The organism is Nonomuraea cypriaca, assembly GCF_015645445.1.
In the GTDB taxonomy this organism is placed as follows: Bacteria; Actinomycetota; Actinomycetes; order Streptosporangiales; family Streptosporangiaceae; genus Nonomuraea; species Nonomuraea cypriaca.
This window is the reverse complement of the sequence record NZ_JADOGI010000086.1, coordinates 24085-41427: the sequence shown is the minus strand read 5'-3', so window position 1 is coordinate 41427 and position 17343 is coordinate 24085. Positions and strand designations below refer to the sequence as shown.

The window sequence follows — 17343 nt, the reverse complement described above, 5'->3', positions numbered from 1 at the left end:
CCACCCGACCCTGGCCCCCCGCACGTACGGTGCCGGCCTGTCCGGGGCCACCGTCATGCTCCGCGGCGTGTACGAGCTGCACGGCGACGTGGCCGCCCGCCTGCTGGAGCTGCTTCCACCGTTGGCGGTCGTGCCCGCGGGGCCACGGACCCGGGTTGCCCTCGATCTCCTCTCGGCCGAGGCCGCCAGCGACGAGCCGGGCCAGGACGCGGTCCTCGCCCGGCTGCTGGATCTGGTCCTCGTGATCGCGTTGCGGGCCTGGTGTACCAGGCCGGAGGCGACGCCACCCGCCTGGTACCGGGCGCTGGCCGACCCGGCGATCGGTGAGGCGCTGCGCCTCCTGCACGAAGATCCCGCCCACCAGTGGACGGTGGCCTCGCTGGCGGCCAAGGCCGGCATGTCCCGCGCCGCGTTCGCCCAGCGCTTCGCCGCTCTGGTCGGCCGGCCGCCGCTCGGCTATCTCACCGACTGGCGCATGACCCTCGCCGCCGACCTGCTCCGCGACACCCGGCAGACCGTCGCCGCCGTGGCCCACCAGGTCGGCTACCGGGATCCGTTCGCGTTCAGCGTGGCATTCAAACGCGCCCGCGGAAACACCCCCTCGGCCTGGCGCGCCTCCTCCTGACAGATCGGCTCATAGGGGGTGTTTCGCGGATAACGTTCCGCGAACGTTCACTGTGCGCTCAGTGAGCAGGCCTACCGGAACATGGCGTGAGTAGGCAGAATCCAGCGAGCAACGAAGTGTGTGAACACGAGGTTAACGAAAGTAGGACTGCACGACGATGGAAGCTCGCACCATCAGGGAGCGGGGACCGACAGGCGAGCGCCGGCTGTCGTTACTCTATCTGGCGCCCTCGCTGATCATTTTTGCGATCTTCATCTTCTATCCGCTGGGCAGGACGTTCTACCTGTCCACGATGGGGACCGACATCATCGGCCGGGCCAACAAGTTCGTCGGGCTGGACAACTTCGCGGACATGTTCTCCGACCCGGGCTTCTTCAAAGCGCTGGGGACGACTGCGCTCTTCGTCCTCTTCACGGTGGTTCCGGCGATCGTCGGCGCTCTCGTGGTCGTCCTGCTCCTGGAGTCGCGGATCAGCGGGCAGCGGATGTTCCGTACGGTGTTCGCACTGCCGTTCGCCTTCTCGGTGGCGACCGCGTCGGTGATCTTCGCCCTCATCTACAACCCGGCCGTGGGCATGGCCAACGGCATCCTCAGCTACGTCGGCGTCGACCGGATCGGCTGGCTCACCGAGCCGGATCTGGCCCTGATCTCGATCTCGATCACCACGATCTGGATGACGCTCGGCTACAACGTCCTGGTGCTCTCCGCGGGGATCGGCGCGATTCCCACCGAAGTGGTGGAGGCGGCCAGACTCGACGGCGCTACGGGGTGGCGGTTGCACAGCCGGATCACCATCCCCATGCTGTCCCCACAGCTCTTCTTCCTCATCGTGATCTCCACGATCCACGCGCTGCAGAGCTTCGGGCAGATCCACATCCTCACCAAGGGCGGCCCGGACGGGGCCACGTCCACGCTCGTCTATTGGATCTACGAGAAGGCCTTCAGCTACGGGTCGTCGGACTTCGGTACGGCCAGCGCCGCGGCGATCGTGCTCCTGGTGATCGTGCTGGCCTGCACGGGCATCCAGTTCGGCGTGCTGGAAAGGAAGGTTCACTACCGATGAACTCCTCCTCTTCGGCCGCGAGCAAGATCCTTGTCTATCTCGTGCTCATCGTGTGCGCGCTCCCGGTGCTCTTCCCGCTCTACTACGCGTTCGTCGGCGGCATCATGACGCCGAGCGATCTGGCCAGCTATCCGCCGAAGCTCGTACCGACGGCGATCGACGTCGGCAACTACACCTCGGCGCTCGAGACGATCCCGCTGGCCAGGCAGTACCTCAACTCGGCGATCCAGACCGGCATCGTCACCATCTGCCAGCTCCTGTCGAGCGTCCTGGCCGCCTACGCGTTCGCGTTCCTGCGGATGTGGGCCAAGACGGCGATGTTCGCGGTGTTCATGGTGACGCTCATGGTGCCGTGGGAAGCGATCATCCTGCCCAACTACCTGTTGATCTCGGACCTGGGTCTGACCAAGGGGCCGCTCACCTATCTCGGGCTCACCCTGCCCTTCCTCGCCCACGCCTTCGGCACGTTCCTGCTCCGGCAGTCGTTCCTGCAGTTCCCGCTCGAGGTGCGCGATGCCGCGGTGATGGACGGATGCGGCCATCTGCGATTCCTGTGGCGGATCCTGCTCCCGCTGTCGAAACCGGCCATCGCCGCGGTCGGCGTCTACGTGTTCATGACCACGTGGAACCAGTACTTCTGGCCGTTGATCCTCGGCAACGACGACACGTACAAGACCCTGCAGATCGGCGTGTCCATGCTGAACGACGCCGAGTCGTCCAGCCCCACGCTGATCCTGGCCGGGGTCACACTCGCCCTGCTTCCCACACTCGCGCTCGTGATCTTCGGGCAGCGCTTCATCATCCGCGGGCTCACCGCGGGCGCGGTGAAGTGATCGTGAACAAGAACGGAGTTCCCCAGATGGCACTATCCCGATCCCGGCGTATGCGCGGTGGGCTGGCTGTCACGGCCGCACTGTCGCTGGCTCTGGCGGGCTGCGGTGGCGACGGCGGCTCGGGTGAGGGTGGCGAGGCCGCCACGGCACCCGGTCCGGACGCGATCACCGAACCGATCGAGATCGAGTTCTGGCACTCGATGAAGGAGAAGAACGAGCTCGCCATCAAGGCCATGGCGGACGACTTCAAGAAGGTGAACGACAAGATCACCGTGAAGCCGGTCTTCAAGGGCGACTACGACCAGATGGTCGTCGCCTACAAACAGGCCGTTCAGCAGGAGGCCACGCCCCCGCTGGTCCAGATCTACGACATCGGCTCGCGGTTCATGTACGACTCTCAGCAGGTCGTCCCAATGTACAAGTTCATGGAGCAGGACAAGTTCGACCAGAACGCGAACATCGAGCCCAACATCGCCAGCTACTACACGATCAAGAACAAGCTCTGGTCGATGCCGTTCAACTCCTCGGCGCCCCTGCTCTACATGAACGCGGACGCCGTGAAGAAGGCCGGGCTGGACCCGGACAAGCCGCCGGCGACGCTCGACGAGATCGGTGAGTGGGCGAAGAAGCTCACCGTCGAGGAGGGCGGCACGGTCACGCAGTACGGCTTCAACGCCGCGCTCTACGGCTGGTTCGTCGAGCAGTTGACCGCCCAGGACAACGCCGAGTACTGCGACAACGGCAACGGCAGGAACGGTCTGGCCACCAAGGTGAACTCCGGCACCGGTGCCGGGCCCAAGTTCGCCCAGTGGCTGGGGGACCTGGTGAAGGAGGGCTACGCCACCAACACCGGCCGGCCCACCGACCAGGCCCAGAACGCGTTCAAGACCGGGACGATCGCCCTGCACCTGGAGTCGACCTCCGCCCTCGGCGGATACACCGAGGCCGCGAAGGGCAAGTTCGAGCTGAAGACCGCGCCGTTCCCCAAGCCGTCCGCCACCTCCAGCGGTGGCACGATCATCGGTGGCGCCTCCATGTGGATCAACGCGGTCGGGCACACGGACGCGGAGAAGCGGGCGGCCTGGGAGTTCGTGAAGTTCTCCAACACGCCTGAGCAGCAGGCGAAGTGGCACGCGGCGACCGGCTACGTGCCGGTCAACCCGCAGGCCAAGTCGAACGACGACCCCAACTTCCAGGTCGCGGTGACGCAGTTGCGCGCCCAGCAGCCGTCGGCGGCCACGTCGGGCTGTCTCCTCGGCGTCATGCCGGAGGCCAGGAAGGCGGCCGAGGTCGGCCTGGAGCAGGCCGTGCCCGCCGGGGCAGGGCAGGAGCCCAAGACGTCGGCCGGCCAGGCGATGCAGAACGCGGCAGCCACCTTGCAGACGCCCATCCAGAAGTACAACGCCAACGTCGACCCCGCGGAGGGCTAGCCCCCCGCGAACCCCCAAAGTCTCCACCCGCTGCGGGTCCTTCTGGTGGCTTGGTTCGATCAGGGCTCGGGCGCGATGGCCGCCAGCCGGGGGGCGAGCCGCTCGGCCATGAGATGGTAGCCGTCGGCGCCTGGATGCAGGCCGTCAGCCAGCAGGTGCGCATCGTCGGGGCCCAGAACGCTCGGGCCGTCGATGAGGTGGAGCTGTGCGTCGCCGCGACGCCGCAGCGTGGTCACGGCGTCCGTGACGGTGCCGCGGACGTCGTCGAGGGTCATCATCGCCTGGTTGGGCGACCGCTCACGGCTCGGTGAGACGATCGGGGAGATCACGACGATCGGGACGTGCGGCTGAGCGTCGCGAATCGTCTGGACGAAACCCGACACCTGGCCGGCGAGCGTTCGCGGGCCGAGGCTCGCCCTGCCGTAGATGTTGATGCCGAGGCACAGTGAGATCAGGTCCACGGGCGTACGCGTGATCGTCCTGGCGACGACGGGATCGAGATGGCACTCCCCGGCGAATCCGAGACACGTGAGATCCCAGCCGAGGCGCCGGGCGACGAGAGCGGGCCACGTCTCGCTCGGGCCGGAGGCCGAACGGCACTGCGTGATCGAGCTCCCGTACGTGACCCAGCGGAAGCCCTCATCCGCGGCGGTGGCATACGTGGCGCCGTGCAGGACGAGGGGTCCGGTGCGGAGCTCGCCGAACTGGGGCAGCCAGACCTCGACGACCTTGGCGCCGGGCGGCAACGTGACCTGGCTCGTCGCCGCCCCCGCCGTCAGCGGCGTCCGCCGCCACAGCGTGCCGTCCACGACGACGTCCAGCGACGTCACCTCATCGTTCACGGCGAAGGTCCGCAGCTCGAGCGCGGTCGCGTCGGTACGGACGACCGCGCGGACGCCGGCCGGCATCCGCGCGGTCGTGACCAGGCCCGGAGCGTGGGCGGTGGCGATCAGATCCGGTGGCAGCCGCCACGGCTGCCACGAGCCCGTCCAGGCCAGGCTTCCCCGCCAGACGGCCGGCCGCGCGCCCGGGGCGAATCGGATCACCGCCATGCTCAGACCTCGGCGCCGAGGGCGACGTTTCGCCAGGACCCACCGTCGGAGAGGGCGAGGCCGCGCTTGCCGGTCTTCGGGTCGTGGATCAGGATGAGGCCGCCGGTGTGGTCGGCCGCGTTCGGCAGGGTGCCCGCCGCGTGCTCGGACAGGACCACCTGGTGCGTGTGCACGGCTCGCATCCGACGGTCCGCGCTGCCCAGATCTCGTACGTTGTCGGCAGGCGGAACCAGTCCGGTGGCGTTGGAGACCATGGAGACCAACTCGTTGGTGGACGTGGTCGAGCACAGCAACTCGGTGGCCGCCGATCCCGACGCGTTGACCGGGACCACCCGCAGCCCGCCCTTGACGCCGGGGTTGGCGTTGTTGCCCTCGACGACGAACGAGCCGTAGCGGTCCTCGCCCACCTTGACCGAGCCGGTCCAGGTGCTCACCACCTTGGCCGCCGCTCCCAGCGGCCCGGCCACTTCGAGACGGTTGAACCGGCCAGGCTCGGCCTGCACGAAAGAATCCTCGCCCACCGTGCCCGCGACCAGCGGAACCTGCTCGGAGGCGTTGCCGATGACGTGGGAGTCGTGCAGCCCGCCGGTGGTCAGGATCGGCGGCCGGCCGGCCGGATCGGCGGAGATGACGTTGCCGATGACGCTGAACTCTCGCGCCTTCCCCGCCACCCTGATCGCCGCCGCGTCGGTCTTGGCGTCGAGGTTCCAGTTGTCGAACGAGTTGTTCGCGATGGTGATCTTGCTGGCGTCGTTCTCGAAGCGGATCGGCGAGTGGTTGAGCCAGTTGAAGGTGTTCCCGCTGATGGTGACGTTGTGCGCGGTGACGCCGCTGGAGAACTGGATGGCGCTCGGCCCCTTGTTCTGCGGGGGCTCGAACCCGCCGAGGACGTTGTCGCCGATGGCCAGGTTGTGGCCGCCGCTGGTGATCTCGATGATCGGCCCGTTGTCCGCCTTCTCCACCACGTTGCCGCTGATGGTGGAGTTGCTCAGGCTGCCGATCAGCAGCCGCCTGCCGATGTCGAGCAGGTTGCCCTGGATGATCGCGCCGCGGAAGTCGCTGTCCTCGGCGCCCTGCGTGACGATGGCCTGGAACGGGCTGTGGAAGTGGTTGTTGGTGATGAGCCACTTCCGCAGCCCGTACGGCGGAACATGGTCGGCGCCGCCTTCCACGCCGCCGGTCGGCCAGGCGAGGCTGACGCCGGTGGTGCAGAGGGCGACGAGGTTGTGCGAGAAGTACAGCCCGCGGCCGACATGCTCGACGGCGAGCTTGAACGACACGAACGTGCACTCCAGGATGGCGGCGTCGGTGTCGTCGGTGTTGGCCTCACCGGCGAAGCGCAGCGCCACGTTGCCGGCGGTCTTGGCCGGGGCGACGAAGGCCAGGCCGTAGATCGCGGCGAGGGAGCACCGGACGTCGATGCCCACCCCGTCGTGTGTCACATGGATGATCGAGGCACGGTTGGTCATGGTGCTGTAGCCGCGCAGCTGGATCCGGTTGAAGGGCTCCCCGGGCAGGTCGGGGATGACGATGGTGCGGGTGATCCGGTAGGTGCCTGGCGGGAAGAGGACGATCCGGTTCAGCCGGGTCCGCTGGGCGTTGATGGCCTGCTCGATGGCGTCTGTGTCGTCGTGGAGGCCGTCGGCCAGCGCGCCGAACTGCTGCGGGGTGACGACATCCGCCGGGTCCGCGGCCGCGGCGGCCGCGGGTGCCGCTCCCCATGACGCGGCCGCCGCGGCCGCGCCCAGTGCCACACCGCCGATTCGTAACAGCGCTCGACGATCGGTGCCTTCGGACATGGCCCCTACCTCCCAATACGTGGCTCGATACGTATAGATCGAGGATCGTACAGACGTGAGATCTGTCTCACAAGAGGCAATAAAAGCCGCTCTTGCGACACTTAGCGGCAATGTTGGCGAAACTTACCCCTTGTGCGGACCGCTTCGGGTGTCTAGGCTGCCGCGCAGTCGTTACGTATTAGTCAACTGGATCGCCATGCGCAAACGAGTCGGGCCGCGGCGCCCCACCCAAGTCGAGATCGCCCAGCGGGCCGGAGTGTCCCAGGCCACCGTCTCCCTCGTGCTCAACGAGCGCGCGGACGCGCCGGTGTCCGAGGAGACCCGCCGGCGCGTCCAACAGGCGATCGAAGACCTGGGGTACGCCGTCAACCCCGCCGCCCGTGCGCTGCGCGGGATGACCGTCAAGACCATCGGGCTCTACACGTTCGAGTCGGTGTTCCCGGTCGACCAGCGGGACTTCTATCACCCGTTCCTGCTCGGGGTGGAGGAGGAGGCGGCCAGGCTCGGCTACGACCTGCTGCTGTTCACCTCGGCCAACACCGCCCAGCGGGGCGTCTACGCCATGGGGCGCAACGCGCTGCTGAAAGCCGACGGCTGCGTCCTGCTGGGCCGGCACATCTCGCGGGACGACCTGGCGGCCCTGGCCAAGGAGGGCTTCCCGTTCGTCTTCATCGGACGGCGCGACATAGCGGGAGCCGAGCTGTCCTACGTCGCCCCCGACTACGTCGCTCCGACCGCGGCCCTCGTGGAGGAGCTGGCCGCGCTCGGGCATCAGCGGATCCTGCTCCTGCGACAGACCGACGGCGCCGAGCCGGGCGAGGATCGCGAGCTGGGCTTACGACAGGGCGCCCAGGCCGCGGGCCTGGTCGCGGACGACCTCGTTGTCGAGTTCTCCTCCGGCGCCGAGGACATCGACGCCGACCGGGTCACCGGATGGGTCCGGGCGGGAATCACCGTGGTGCTCGTGGAGCCCTCCGAGGACAATGCCACCGGTATCGCGCTGGCCGAGGCCGCCGAGGCGGCCGGTCTGGGCATTCCCGACCACCTGTCCGTCGCCTTCCTGGGCTCCGCCCCGGCGCCGACGACGACCCGGATCTGGACGTCGTTCGAGATACCCAGAGTCGAAATAGGGCGGGCCTCGGTGCGACTGCTCGTCAACCTGCTCGAAGGCGCGGACGAGCCGCCACTTCAACTGCTCGTGCCCTGCGCCGACGTGCGCGGCAACTCGGTCAGCCGGGTGGTCCGGCGATGACCAGGTACGCGCTGCGCACGGCGGCGACCGGTGTACTGATCATCTTCGGGGCCGCCACGCTGGTGTTCTTCATCATGCGGATCGCCCCGGGAGACCAGGCGCTGGTACTGCTCGGGCCGGACGCCACGGCCGCCGAGGTCGGGGCCGCCCGGGCCAGGCTCGGCCTGGACCAGCCGCTGTGGGTCCAGTACTGGCACTATCTGGGCCAGCTGGCGACGCTCGACTTCGGCGAGTCCTACCGCTTCGGGCAACCGGCGTTCGAGCTGGTGTTGTCCCGGCTGCCGGCCTCGGTGGAGCTCACCCTGGCCGCGACCGTCATAGCGATGTCGGGCGTGGTCCTCGGGGCGCTGGCCGGCGCCTATCGCGGCCGGTGGATCGACCGTGGGATCTCCGGTTTCGCCCTGACCCTCTACTCCATGCCGCCGTTCTGGATCGGGATCATGCTGATCCTGGTGATGGCGCTGCAACTCCGGCTGCTCCCCAGCGCGGGCACCGGCACCCCGGCCCACATCGTGCTCCCCGCGCTCACGCTGGCCGCGCCTTTCACCGCGCTTCTCACCCGGATCACGCGAAGCAGCGTCGCCGACACCATGGCGGAGCCCTACGTGCGGCGGGCGTACGCCAAGGGGTTCAGCAAGCGCGAGGTGGTGACAGGACACGTGGTGCGCAACGCGGCGACCCCGGTGGTGACCGTCGGCGCGCTGCACGTCAGCACGCTGCTGGGCGGCGCGGTGATCGTGGAGAGCGTCTTCACCTGGCCCGGCCTCGGCTCATTGCTGGTGACCGCGGTCGCGAACCGGGACTACTCGATCGTGCAGGCCGCCGTGCTCCTCATCGCGGTCATCGTGGTCTGCTGCAACGTCGCGGCGGATCTGATCGCCGCCCGGCTTGACCCGCGCGTACGACTGGGGGCAGGCGCATGAGCGCGACAACCGTCCGGCCACGGTTGTGGCCCGTCCGCCTGCGGTCCACGCCGGCCGTCGCCGCGATCGCCGCCGTCGTCCTCGTCGGATTCCTGCTCGTCGGCCTGATCGGCCCCTTGCTGATCGCGTACGATCCGGTGGCGACCAGTGTGGCGGACCGGCTGCTGCCGATCGGGGCGGTCAGGGCGGACGGCACGGTCGCCGTGCTCGGCACCGACGGCGCGGGCCGTGACATGCTCGGCCAACTCGTCTACGGCGCCCGGACGTCGATCATCATCGGGATCTCTGTGGTGGCCGCCTGCCTGCTGGTCGGGCTGGCCTTCGGGACGCTCGCCGGGTACCTCGCCGGCTGGACCGACGTCGCGATCTCCCGGCTGATCGACATCCTGATGGCCTTCCCCGGCATCCTGCTGGCGATCGTGATCGCCGGCCTCTTCGAGCGCAGCATGCTGGTCGTGATCGTGGCGCTGTCGGTGGCCGGTTGGGTCGGCTTCGCCAGGCTCGCCCGCGGTCTCACCCTCTCGCTGCGCGAACGGCCGTGGGTCGACGCCGCGCGGCTGATCGGGGTGCCCACCCCGGTCCTGATCATCCGGCACATCATCCCGTTCGTGATCGGCCCGGTGACCGCGCTCGCGACCACGGAGTTCGCCGGCGCGGTGCTGTCCGAGGCCGGCCTCAGCTTCCTGGGCCTCGGACTGCCCTCGGCCACGGTCTCCTGGGGCCAGGTCATCGCGAACGGCAAGGACTATCTGGACACCGCCTGGTGGATTTCGGCGCTACCGGGGCTGGCGCTGACCGGCCTCGTGGTGAGCACAGGCCTGCTCGGCGACCACCTCACCCAGCGTCTCGGCACCAGCCGCTGACGGCTCAGCCAATGTCAGGAGGGATTTATATGAGGCCGATTCGGCTTCGTCGTGCGATGGCCCTCGCCGCCGCGACAGTTTCCATCGTCGGGCTGGTCGGTTGCACCACCACCACCGGCGGCTCGCCCGCCGGCGGTGACGTGCGGCAGGAGCTGGCCGTCGCGGTGTGGACCCCGATCGAGAACCTCGACCCGCACGGTGCGTCCGCGATGGACAACGGCACCCAGGTCGCGGCCAAGGCGATCTTCAGCGCGCTGGTCCGCACGGTCGGGAAGGGCGAGTTCGAGGGCGTGCTCGCCGAGTCGTGGCAGCCCAACGAGGACGCCACGGAGTGGACCTTCACGCTGCGGAACAACGTCAAGTTCTCCGACGGCACGCCGCTCACCAGCGCCGACGTCGTCGCCTCCTTCAACCGCGTCCTGGAGCTCAAGGGCGCGCTGGCCGGCAACTTCGCCGGCCACGAGGCGAAGGAGAGCGGCGCGAACACGGTCGTCATCACGGCCGAGGACCCCGATCCCGCGTTGCTCGGCAAGCTCGGCAATTTCTATGTCACCCCCGCCGCGCACCAGAACGCCGGCTGGGCCAAGCCGATCGGCTCGGGCCCGTTCGTCGTCCAGCAGTTCACGCCGGGCCAGAGCCTGGTGCTCGCCCCCAACCCCGGCTACTGGGGCGGCAAGCCGGCGCTGAACCGCCTGGAGCTGCGCAGCATCGGGGAGATGGCGGCGCGGATGACCGCGCTGAAGACCGGCGAGGTGGACCTGACGTGGGCGGTCCCCGACGACCAGCTGCCGGGTCTGAAGGGCAGCTCCGACCTCGTGGTGGAGAAGGACGCGGGTAACGGCGTCATCACCATGTGGATGAACAGCTCGGCCAAGGGCCTCGAAGAGCCCGCCGTCCGGCGCGCGCTGTGGCAGGCGGTCGACTTCGCCACCATCATCAAGTCGCTGTTCCCCGAGACCGGTTCGGTGGCGGACTCGGTGCTGACCCCCAACGTGCTCGGCTACGCGCCGCAGACCCCGGTCACGTACGACCCGGCCGCGGCCAAGGCGGCGCTGGACGAGGCCGGCTTCGACTACGACCAGACGATCCGGCTCCAGTTCTCCCAGCCGCAGTTCCAGCAGTTCACCGACGCGGTGGCGAGCGACCTGGCGAAGATCGGCGTCAAGGTCGAGCCGATCCAGAAGGAGTCCGCCGTCTTCCTGCAGGATCTGCTCGCGCTCAAGTGGGATCTGAACATCCAGCAGTTCGGCACCGCCGGCTTCGACGCGGCGACCAACCTCGGCCGGTTGTACACCTGTGCGGCCAAGCGCACGGGCTACTGCAACAAGGACCTCGACGCGCTGCTGGCCGAGGCGGGCTCGACCAGTGACACCGCCAAGCGGCAGGAACTGTACGCGCAGGCCAACAAGATCATTTGGGATGACGCAGTCGGTATGTACCCCATGTTCGTGAAGAACCTGTACGTGCGGAACAAGTCCGTGCAGGGCCTCACCATTCCCCCGGACCTCACGCCGGACTTCTCCACGATCCGAATCGGCAACGCTGGATCATGAGTCAGTCTTCGAGAGTGACCGATTCGGCGGCGGCGGAGCCTCGCCCGTCGCAGGAGGCTCCGCTGCTCCGGATCGAGCACCTGTCGATCGACCTGCCAGGCCAGGACGGCCCGGTCCGTGTGGTGGACGATGTCTCGTTCACCGTCGCGGCGGGCCGGACCACCGGCCTGATCGGTGAGTCGGGCAGCGGCAAGACGATGACGGCGACGGCCGTCATCGGCCTCCTGCCGCCCGGCGCGGCGGTCTCCGGCCGGATGCTGTGGCAGGGCGAGGACCTGGTCACCATGCCCGAGCAGGACCGGCGCCGGCTGCGCGGGCGCGGCATCGCGATGATCTTCCAGGACCCCCAGGCGGCGCTGGACCCGACGCAGACGATCGGCCGGCAGGTCGGCGAGATCCTGCGGCGCGGCGGAATGCCCGCCAAGGAGGTCCGCCGTACCGTGATCGACCTGCTCGACCGGGTGGGCATCCCTGACCCGGAGACCCGGCACGCTCAGTTCCCGCACCAGTATTCGGGCGGGCTGCGACAGCGGGCCATGGTGGCGACGGCACTCGCGGGCTCGCCGCGGCTCATCCTCGCCGACGAACCGACGACGGCGCTCGACGTCACCGTGCAGGCCCGCATCCTCGCGCTGCTGCGGCGCATCCGCGACGAGGAGGGCACGGCCATGCTGCTGGTCAGCCACGACCTGCGAGTGATGGCACACGTGGCGGACGAGGTCGTCGTCATGTACGCCGGCCGGATCTGCGAGATCGGCAGCGGCCACGAGGTGTTCAACAGCCCGGCGCACCCGTACACGCGGGCGCTCGTGGTGAGCGTCCCGGCCGTACGCAGCAAGACGGCCATCGCCGAGCCGCTGCCCGGCAGCCCCGCGAGCCCGGCGGAACGCCCCAGCGGATGCCCCTTCCATCCCCGGTGCGCCAAGGCGCAGGACCGGTGCGGGAGCGAGGTGCCGAAGATGCGCCAGATCGCCGCCGGCCGGCAGGTCGCCTGTCACTTTCCGGAGGAGACGTGAGCTTGATCGAGGTACGCGACCTCGTCGTCAACTTCCACCGCAGGCGTGCCGCCAAGCCGAATGCCGTCGACGGCGTCTCCTTCGCCGTACGCCCTGACGAGACCCTGGCGGTCGTGGGGGAGTCCGGCTCGGGGAAGACCACGGTCGCCCGCTGCGTCGTCGGACTCCAGGCCCAGCAGGGCGGGGCGGTCCTGTTCGACGGGGCTCCGGTCGGCCCGGTGGCGAAGCGGTCGCCGGCGACCCGGCGGGCCATCCAGATGGTCTTCCAGGATCCCGCGGCCTCGCTCAACCCCCGGATGACCGTCCGGTCGATCATCGGCGAGACCTGGCGGACCCATCCCTCGGCCGCCCCGGCGGGCCGATCCTGGGACGCCGCGATCGACGAGCTGCTCGCCGACGTCGGCCTGGACGCCGGCGTCGCCACCCGCCGTCCCACGGCACTGTCCGGCGGGCAGTGCCAGCGGGTCAGCATCGCGCGGGCGCTCGCCCTGCGGCCCCGGCTGCTGGTCTGCGACGAAGCCGTCTCGGCGCTCGACGTCTCGGTGCAGTCCCAGATCCTGCGGCTGCTGGCCGGCCTGCGCGCCGACCGCGGGCTCGCCATCCTCTTCATCACCCACGACCTCGGGGTGGTCAGGCAGATCGCGGACCGGGTGGCGGTCATGCACCAGGGCCGCCTGGTCGAGACCGCGACCGCCGACGATCTGTTCGAGCGGCCCGGCCATCCGTACACCAGGAAACTTCTCGACGCCGCCCTCGACCTAGAGGGCGCCTGAAATCACATGCAACAGGACGGAACCACTTTGGAATCGCGGATCACTGACGTGGATCTGGCCATCATCGGCGGCGGAGTCGGCGGAGTCGCCGCCGCACTAGCAGCTCTGCGGCACGGGCTGCGGGTGGTGCTGACCGAGGAAGGCGACCGCATCGGCGGGCAGTTCACCAGTCAGGGCGTGCCCCCGGACGAGCACAGGTGGATCGAGCAGTTCGGTTGCACCGCCTCCTACCGCCGGTACCGGTCCGCGGTCCGCGACCACTACCGGACCTGGTATCCGCTCACCGTGGCGGCCAGGAGTGAGCCACACCTGAATCCCGGGCTGGGCAGGGTCGGTGCGCTGTGCCATGAGCCGCGGGTCAGTGGCGCGGTGCTCCGCGCGATGATCGACCCCTACCTGAGCAGTGGCCGGCTGCGGATCCTGCTCGGTGCGCTGCCGGTGGCGGCGGAGACCGACGGCGACCGGGTCCGCAGTGTCACGGTGGACCGCGGTGACGCCGGGCTGGTGCACGTCGTGAGCCCGTACTATCTGGACGCCACCGAGCTCGGGGACGTGTTGCCGCTCGCCGGTGCGGAGCATGTCACCGGGTTCGAGTCGCGGCACGAGACCGGTGAGCCGAGCGCGCCCGAGGTGGCGCAGCCCGGCAACATGCAGGCGTTCTCCTGGGTGTTCGCCGTCGATCATCGGGAGGGGGAGGACCACGTGATCGACCGGCCGGCGAACTACGACCACTGGCGGGCGTACCGCCCAGGCTACTGGCCGGGGCCGCAGGTCGGGCTGACCGCCCCGGACCCGCGGACGAGGGAGCCGCTGACGCGGACGTTCACCCCGAACATCCGGTCCGGGCCCGTGCTCGCCGACCAGAGCGAGGACCCCGGGGACCGCGAACTGTGGGAGTTCCGCCGGGCCGTCGCCCGCGAACAGTACGAGCCCGGCTTCGTGACCAGCGACGTCACCCTGGTGAACTGGCCGATGATCGACTACGTGGCGGGGCCGATCATCGGAGTGAGCGAGGAGGAGAAGGCGCGCCATCTCGCCGGCGCGCGTGAGCTCTCCGCGAGCATGCTCTACTGGCTGCAGACCGAGGCGCCGCGGCCGGACGGCGGTCGCGGCTGGCCGGGGCTGCGGCTGCGGCCGGATGTCATGGACACCGTCGACGGATTCGCCGCCGCGCCGTACATCCGCGAGTCCAGGCGGATCAAGGCCGAGTACACGGTCGTCGAACAGGACCTCTCTCTCGCCGTTCGGGGTACGGCGGGCGCGGTCTCGTACGACGATTCGGTCGGGATCGGCATGTACCGGATCGACCTGCATCCCTCGACCGGCGGCGACAACTACATCGACGTCGCCAGCAGCCCGTTCCAGATCCCGCTCGGCGCCCTGCTGCCCGTACGGATGCGGAACCTGCTGCCGGCCGGCAAGAACATCGGCACCACCCACATCACCAACGGCTGCTACCGGCTGCACCCGGTGGAGTGGAACATCGGCGAGGCCGCCGGCTCGCTGGTGGCCTACTGCCTGGGGGAGACGGTGGAGCCGCATGACGTCCGGCGCAAGGAAGGACACCTGCGGGCGTTCCAGAGCGCGCTGAAAGCCGACGGCGTCGAGTTGGCCTGGCCAGAGATCCGGGGGTACTGATGTCCGTATCAGGGGTGATCGTGCCCGCCGTGACCCCGATCGACGAGAGCGGCCGGCCCGACCTCGCGGCCGGCCCGCGCTACTTCGGCGCGCTCGCCGCCGCGGGCATCACGAAGATCATGCTGCTGGGCACGAACGGCGAAGGGCCGATGCACCAGACGGCGGAGATCGGCGCGTTCCTCGGCGACGCCGTCGGCCTCTGGCGGACGCTGGTGCCGGACGGCGCGGTCGTCGTCAACGTCTCGGCCGCCGGCACCCGGGAATCGCTGCGGCGGGCCGAGCTCGCCGCGGAGGCCGGGTGCGACGCGGTCGCCCTCAGCCCGCCCTGCTATTTCCACCATGACGAGCGCGACATCATCGAACACTACCGAGCCGGCCGGACGGCGGCCGTGCCGGTGATCGCCTACAACATCCCCCGTTACGCGCCGCCGTTCTCGGCGGGCTCGATCGCGGCCGTCGCCGACATGGAGCATGTCGTCGGCGTCAAGGACAGCTCGGGCGACATGGACATCCTGCGGCAGTGGCTCGACGTCAAACGCCACCGGCCGCACTTCGGGGTGAACCAGGGTGCGGAAGGCAAGATGCTCGGCGCGCTGGCCGAGGGCGCGGACGGGCTCACCCCCGGGATCGCCAACATCGCCCCGCGCGTCGCCCTCGAACTGGTCGCCGCCCACCACGCCGGCGATCAGGAGCGTGCCGTCCAGGCACAGGAACGGATCATCCGATTGATCGGGATACACCAGCGGGTCCGGCCCGGAGTCCCGGTCATCAAGGCGACCCTGGCCCTGCGCGGTCTGTGCCGGGCGGCGGTCGCCCCGCCGCTGCGGACCCTCGACGGCGCCGAGCTGGCGGCGCTGCGGGAGTTCCTGGCCGGATTCGAGCCGGAACTGATCGGAGCCGCCGAATGAGTGACGTCGAGTGGTGGCGTACCGCGGCGATCTACCAGGTGTACATCCGGTCGTTCGCGGACGGTGACGGCGACGGGTTCGGCGACATCGCCGGGATCCGCGCTCGCCTGGGCTATCTGGCCGGCCTCGGGGTCGACGCCATCTGGATCACGCCGTGGTACGAGTCGCCGAACAACGACGGCGGCTACGACGTGTCCGACTATCGCGCCATCGCCCGCGAATACGGCGATGTCCGCGAGGCCGAGCGGCTCATCGCGGAGGCGCACCAGCATGGCCTGCGGGTCATCCTGGACGTCGTGCCGAACCACACCTCCACCGAACACCCCTGGTTCCAGGCCGCGCTGGCCTCCCCGCCCGGCTCCCCAGAACGCGCCAGATACCACTTCCTGGACGGGGAGGTCGTGCCCAACGACTGGCGCAGCACGTTCGGCGGCCCGGCCTGGACCCGGGTGCCGGACGGGCAGTGGTACCTGCACCTGTTCGATCCCAGCCAGGCCGACCTGAACTGGTCCAACCCCGAGGTCCGCGCGGAGTTCCTGGACATCCTGCGCTTCTGGTTCGACCGCGGGGTCGACGGGTTCAGGATCGATGTCGCCACCGGGCTGATCAAGCACCCCGGCTACCCCGATCTGGGCTACCGGGAGGAAGACCTGCTCGTCCTGACCAACGTGCCGGACCATCCGCACCGGGACCGCGACGAGGTGCACGCGATCTACCGGGACTGGCGCGCGGTGGCGGACGCGTACGACCCGCCCAGGGTCTTCGTGGCCGAGGCGTGGGTGCAGGATCCCGAGCGGCTGGCCAGGTACGTCGCGCCGGCCCAGCTCCACACCGCCTTCAACTTCCCCTTCCTGCAGTCCGCCTGGGACGCCGGCGACCTGTTCACGGTGATCGACTCCACGCTCCGCACGATGTCCCTCGCCGGCGCGCCGCCGACCTGGGTCCTGTCCAATCATGACGTCGAACGTACGGTGACCCGTTACGGCCGTTCGGACACCCGCAAGCAGCAGGGCAGGTCCGGTCACGAGCTGGGCCCGGTCGACGAGGAGCTGGGCCGCCGCCGTGCCAGGGCCGCGCTGCTGCTGATGCTGGCGCTGCCCGGCGTCGCCTACCTCTATCAGGGCGAGGAACTCGGGCTGCCCGACCATATGGACATCCCCGACGATCGCCTCCAGGATCCGATCTGGACCCGTTCCGGAGGCCGGCGCCGGGGACGCGACGGCTGCCGCGTACCGCTGCCATGGACGGCGGAGCCGGACGGCGCGGGGTTCGGGTCCGCGGACCCGTGGCTTCCGCAGCCTCCCGGCTGGGAGCGGCTCTCGGTGCGTAACCAGCTCGACGACCCGGCCTCCACCTATCACCTCGTGGCGCGGGCGCTGCGGATCCGCGGGAAGCTGGAGGTCCCGCAGGAGCTGGAGTGGGTGGACCGAGCCGGCTCGATCCTCCGCTTCCTGCGCGGACCGGACTTCGAGTGCGTCGTCAACCTCGGCCCCACGGAGGTGCCGCTGCCCGAGAATTCGGTCACCCTCCTGCGCAGCGACACCCTCGACGCGACACCCGGCCCGCTCGGACCGGACACGGCCGCCTGGCTGCGTCGGCGGGATTGAGAGCACGA

At 69.5% G+C, this 17343-nt stretch carries 15 protein-coding genes; 13 read left to right on the top strand and 2 right to left on the bottom strand.

Going from position 1 to position 17343, the window contains the following annotated elements:
- From ITP53_RS26700 to ITP53_RS26685, 4 genes are all read left to right on the top strand, one after another.
- A partial coding sequence (locus ITP53_RS26700; protein ID WP_195898196.1) for a helix-turn-helix transcriptional regulator occupies window positions 1–625 on the top strand: 625 nt, incomplete at its 5' end.
- 157 nt (window positions 626–782) lie between these two features.
- Window positions 783–1688 (top strand): carbohydrate ABC transporter permease, encoded by a 906-nt coding sequence (locus tag ITP53_RS26695; RefSeq protein WP_195898195.1) that lies wholly within the window; start codon window positions 783–785, stop codon window positions 1686–1688.
- Window positions 1685–2521, top strand: coding sequence for a carbohydrate ABC transporter permease (locus tag ITP53_RS26690; protein ID WP_195898194.1), 837 nt, complete (start codon window positions 1685–1687; stop codon window positions 2519–2521). The genes ITP53_RS26695 and ITP53_RS26690 overlap by 4 nt, the downstream gene beginning before the upstream one ends.
- Window positions 2522–2547: 26 nt before the next feature.
- Complete coding sequence (locus ITP53_RS26685; RefSeq protein WP_195898193.1) at window positions 2548–3951, top strand: ABC transporter substrate-binding protein; 1404 nt, start codon at window positions 2548–2550, stop codon at window positions 3949–3951.
- Between the two features lie 59 nt (window positions 3952–4010).
- Here ITP53_RS26685 and ITP53_RS26680 read toward each other — a convergent pair whose 3' ends face one another.
- Both ITP53_RS26680 and ITP53_RS26675 read right to left on the bottom strand, forming a co-directional pair.
- Window positions 4011–5003, bottom strand: a complete 993-nt coding sequence (locus ITP53_RS26680) for an SGNH/GDSL hydrolase family protein (protein WP_195898192.1) — start codon at window positions 5001–5003, stop codon at window positions 4011–4013.
- A gap of 2 nt (window positions 5004–5005) precedes the next feature.
- Window positions 5006–6802: a right-handed parallel beta-helix repeat-containing protein gene (locus tag ITP53_RS26675; RefSeq protein WP_195898191.1), complete on the bottom strand. Its 1797-nt coding sequence runs from the start codon at window positions 6800–6802 to the stop codon at window positions 5006–5008.
- Between the two features lie 196 nt (window positions 6803–6998).
- On the opposite strand from ITP53_RS26675, the gene ITP53_RS26670 reads away from it, so the two are divergent.
- Genes ITP53_RS26670 through ITP53_RS26630 form a run of 9 tightly spaced genes read left to right on the top strand, consistent with a single transcriptional unit; the run spans window position 6999 to window position 17335 of the window.
- Window positions 6999–8054 carry a LacI family DNA-binding transcriptional regulator gene (locus ITP53_RS26670; protein WP_195898190.1) on the top strand — a complete coding sequence of 352 codons (1056 nt, stop codon included), beginning with the start codon at window positions 6999–7001 and terminating at the stop codon, window positions 8052–8054.
- Entirely contained in the window at window positions 8051–8977 is a 927-nt protein-coding gene (locus ITP53_RS26665; protein ID WP_195898189.1) for an ABC transporter permease, read from the top strand. Before ITP53_RS26670 ends, ITP53_RS26665 begins: the two co-directional genes overlap by 4 nt.
- The gene (locus ITP53_RS26660) at window positions 8974–9840 is read left to right on the top strand and encodes an ABC transporter permease (RefSeq protein WP_195898188.1); all 867 of its coding nucleotides are present in this window, start codon (window positions 8974–8976) and stop codon (window positions 9838–9840) included. Before ITP53_RS26665 ends, ITP53_RS26660 begins: the two co-directional genes overlap by 4 nt.
- A 29-nt stretch (window positions 9841–9869) precedes the next feature.
- Entirely contained in the window at window positions 9870–11393 is a 1524-nt protein-coding gene (locus ITP53_RS26655; protein ID WP_195898187.1) for an ABC transporter substrate-binding protein, read from the top strand.
- A gap of 14 nt (window positions 11394–11407) precedes the next feature.
- Complete coding sequence (locus ITP53_RS26650) at window positions 11408–12409, top strand: ABC transporter ATP-binding protein (protein WP_328815829.1); 1002 nt, start codon at window positions 11408–11410, stop codon at window positions 12407–12409.
- Window positions 12406–13182 carry an ABC transporter ATP-binding protein gene (locus ITP53_RS26645; RefSeq protein ID WP_207756456.1) on the top strand — a complete coding sequence of 259 codons (777 nt, stop codon included), beginning with the start codon at window positions 12406–12408 and terminating at the stop codon, window positions 13180–13182. The genes ITP53_RS26650 and ITP53_RS26645 overlap by 4 nt, the downstream gene beginning before the upstream one ends.
- A 48-nt stretch (window positions 13183–13230) precedes the next feature.
- Window positions 13231–14820, top strand: coding sequence for an FAD-dependent oxidoreductase (locus ITP53_RS26640; RefSeq protein WP_328815827.1), 1590 nt, complete (start codon window positions 13231–13233; stop codon window positions 14818–14820).
- Window positions 14820–15728, top strand: coding sequence for a dihydrodipicolinate synthase family protein (locus ITP53_RS26635; RefSeq protein ID WP_195898184.1), 909 nt, complete (start codon window positions 14820–14822; stop codon window positions 15726–15728). The genes ITP53_RS26640 and ITP53_RS26635 overlap by 1 nt, the downstream gene beginning before the upstream one ends.
- Window positions 15725–17335, top strand: coding sequence for an alpha-amylase family glycosyl hydrolase (locus ITP53_RS26630; protein WP_195898183.1), 1611 nt, complete (start codon window positions 15725–15727; stop codon window positions 17333–17335). The genes ITP53_RS26635 and ITP53_RS26630 overlap by 4 nt, the downstream gene beginning before the upstream one ends.
- Window positions 17336–17343: the final 8 nt, after the last annotated feature.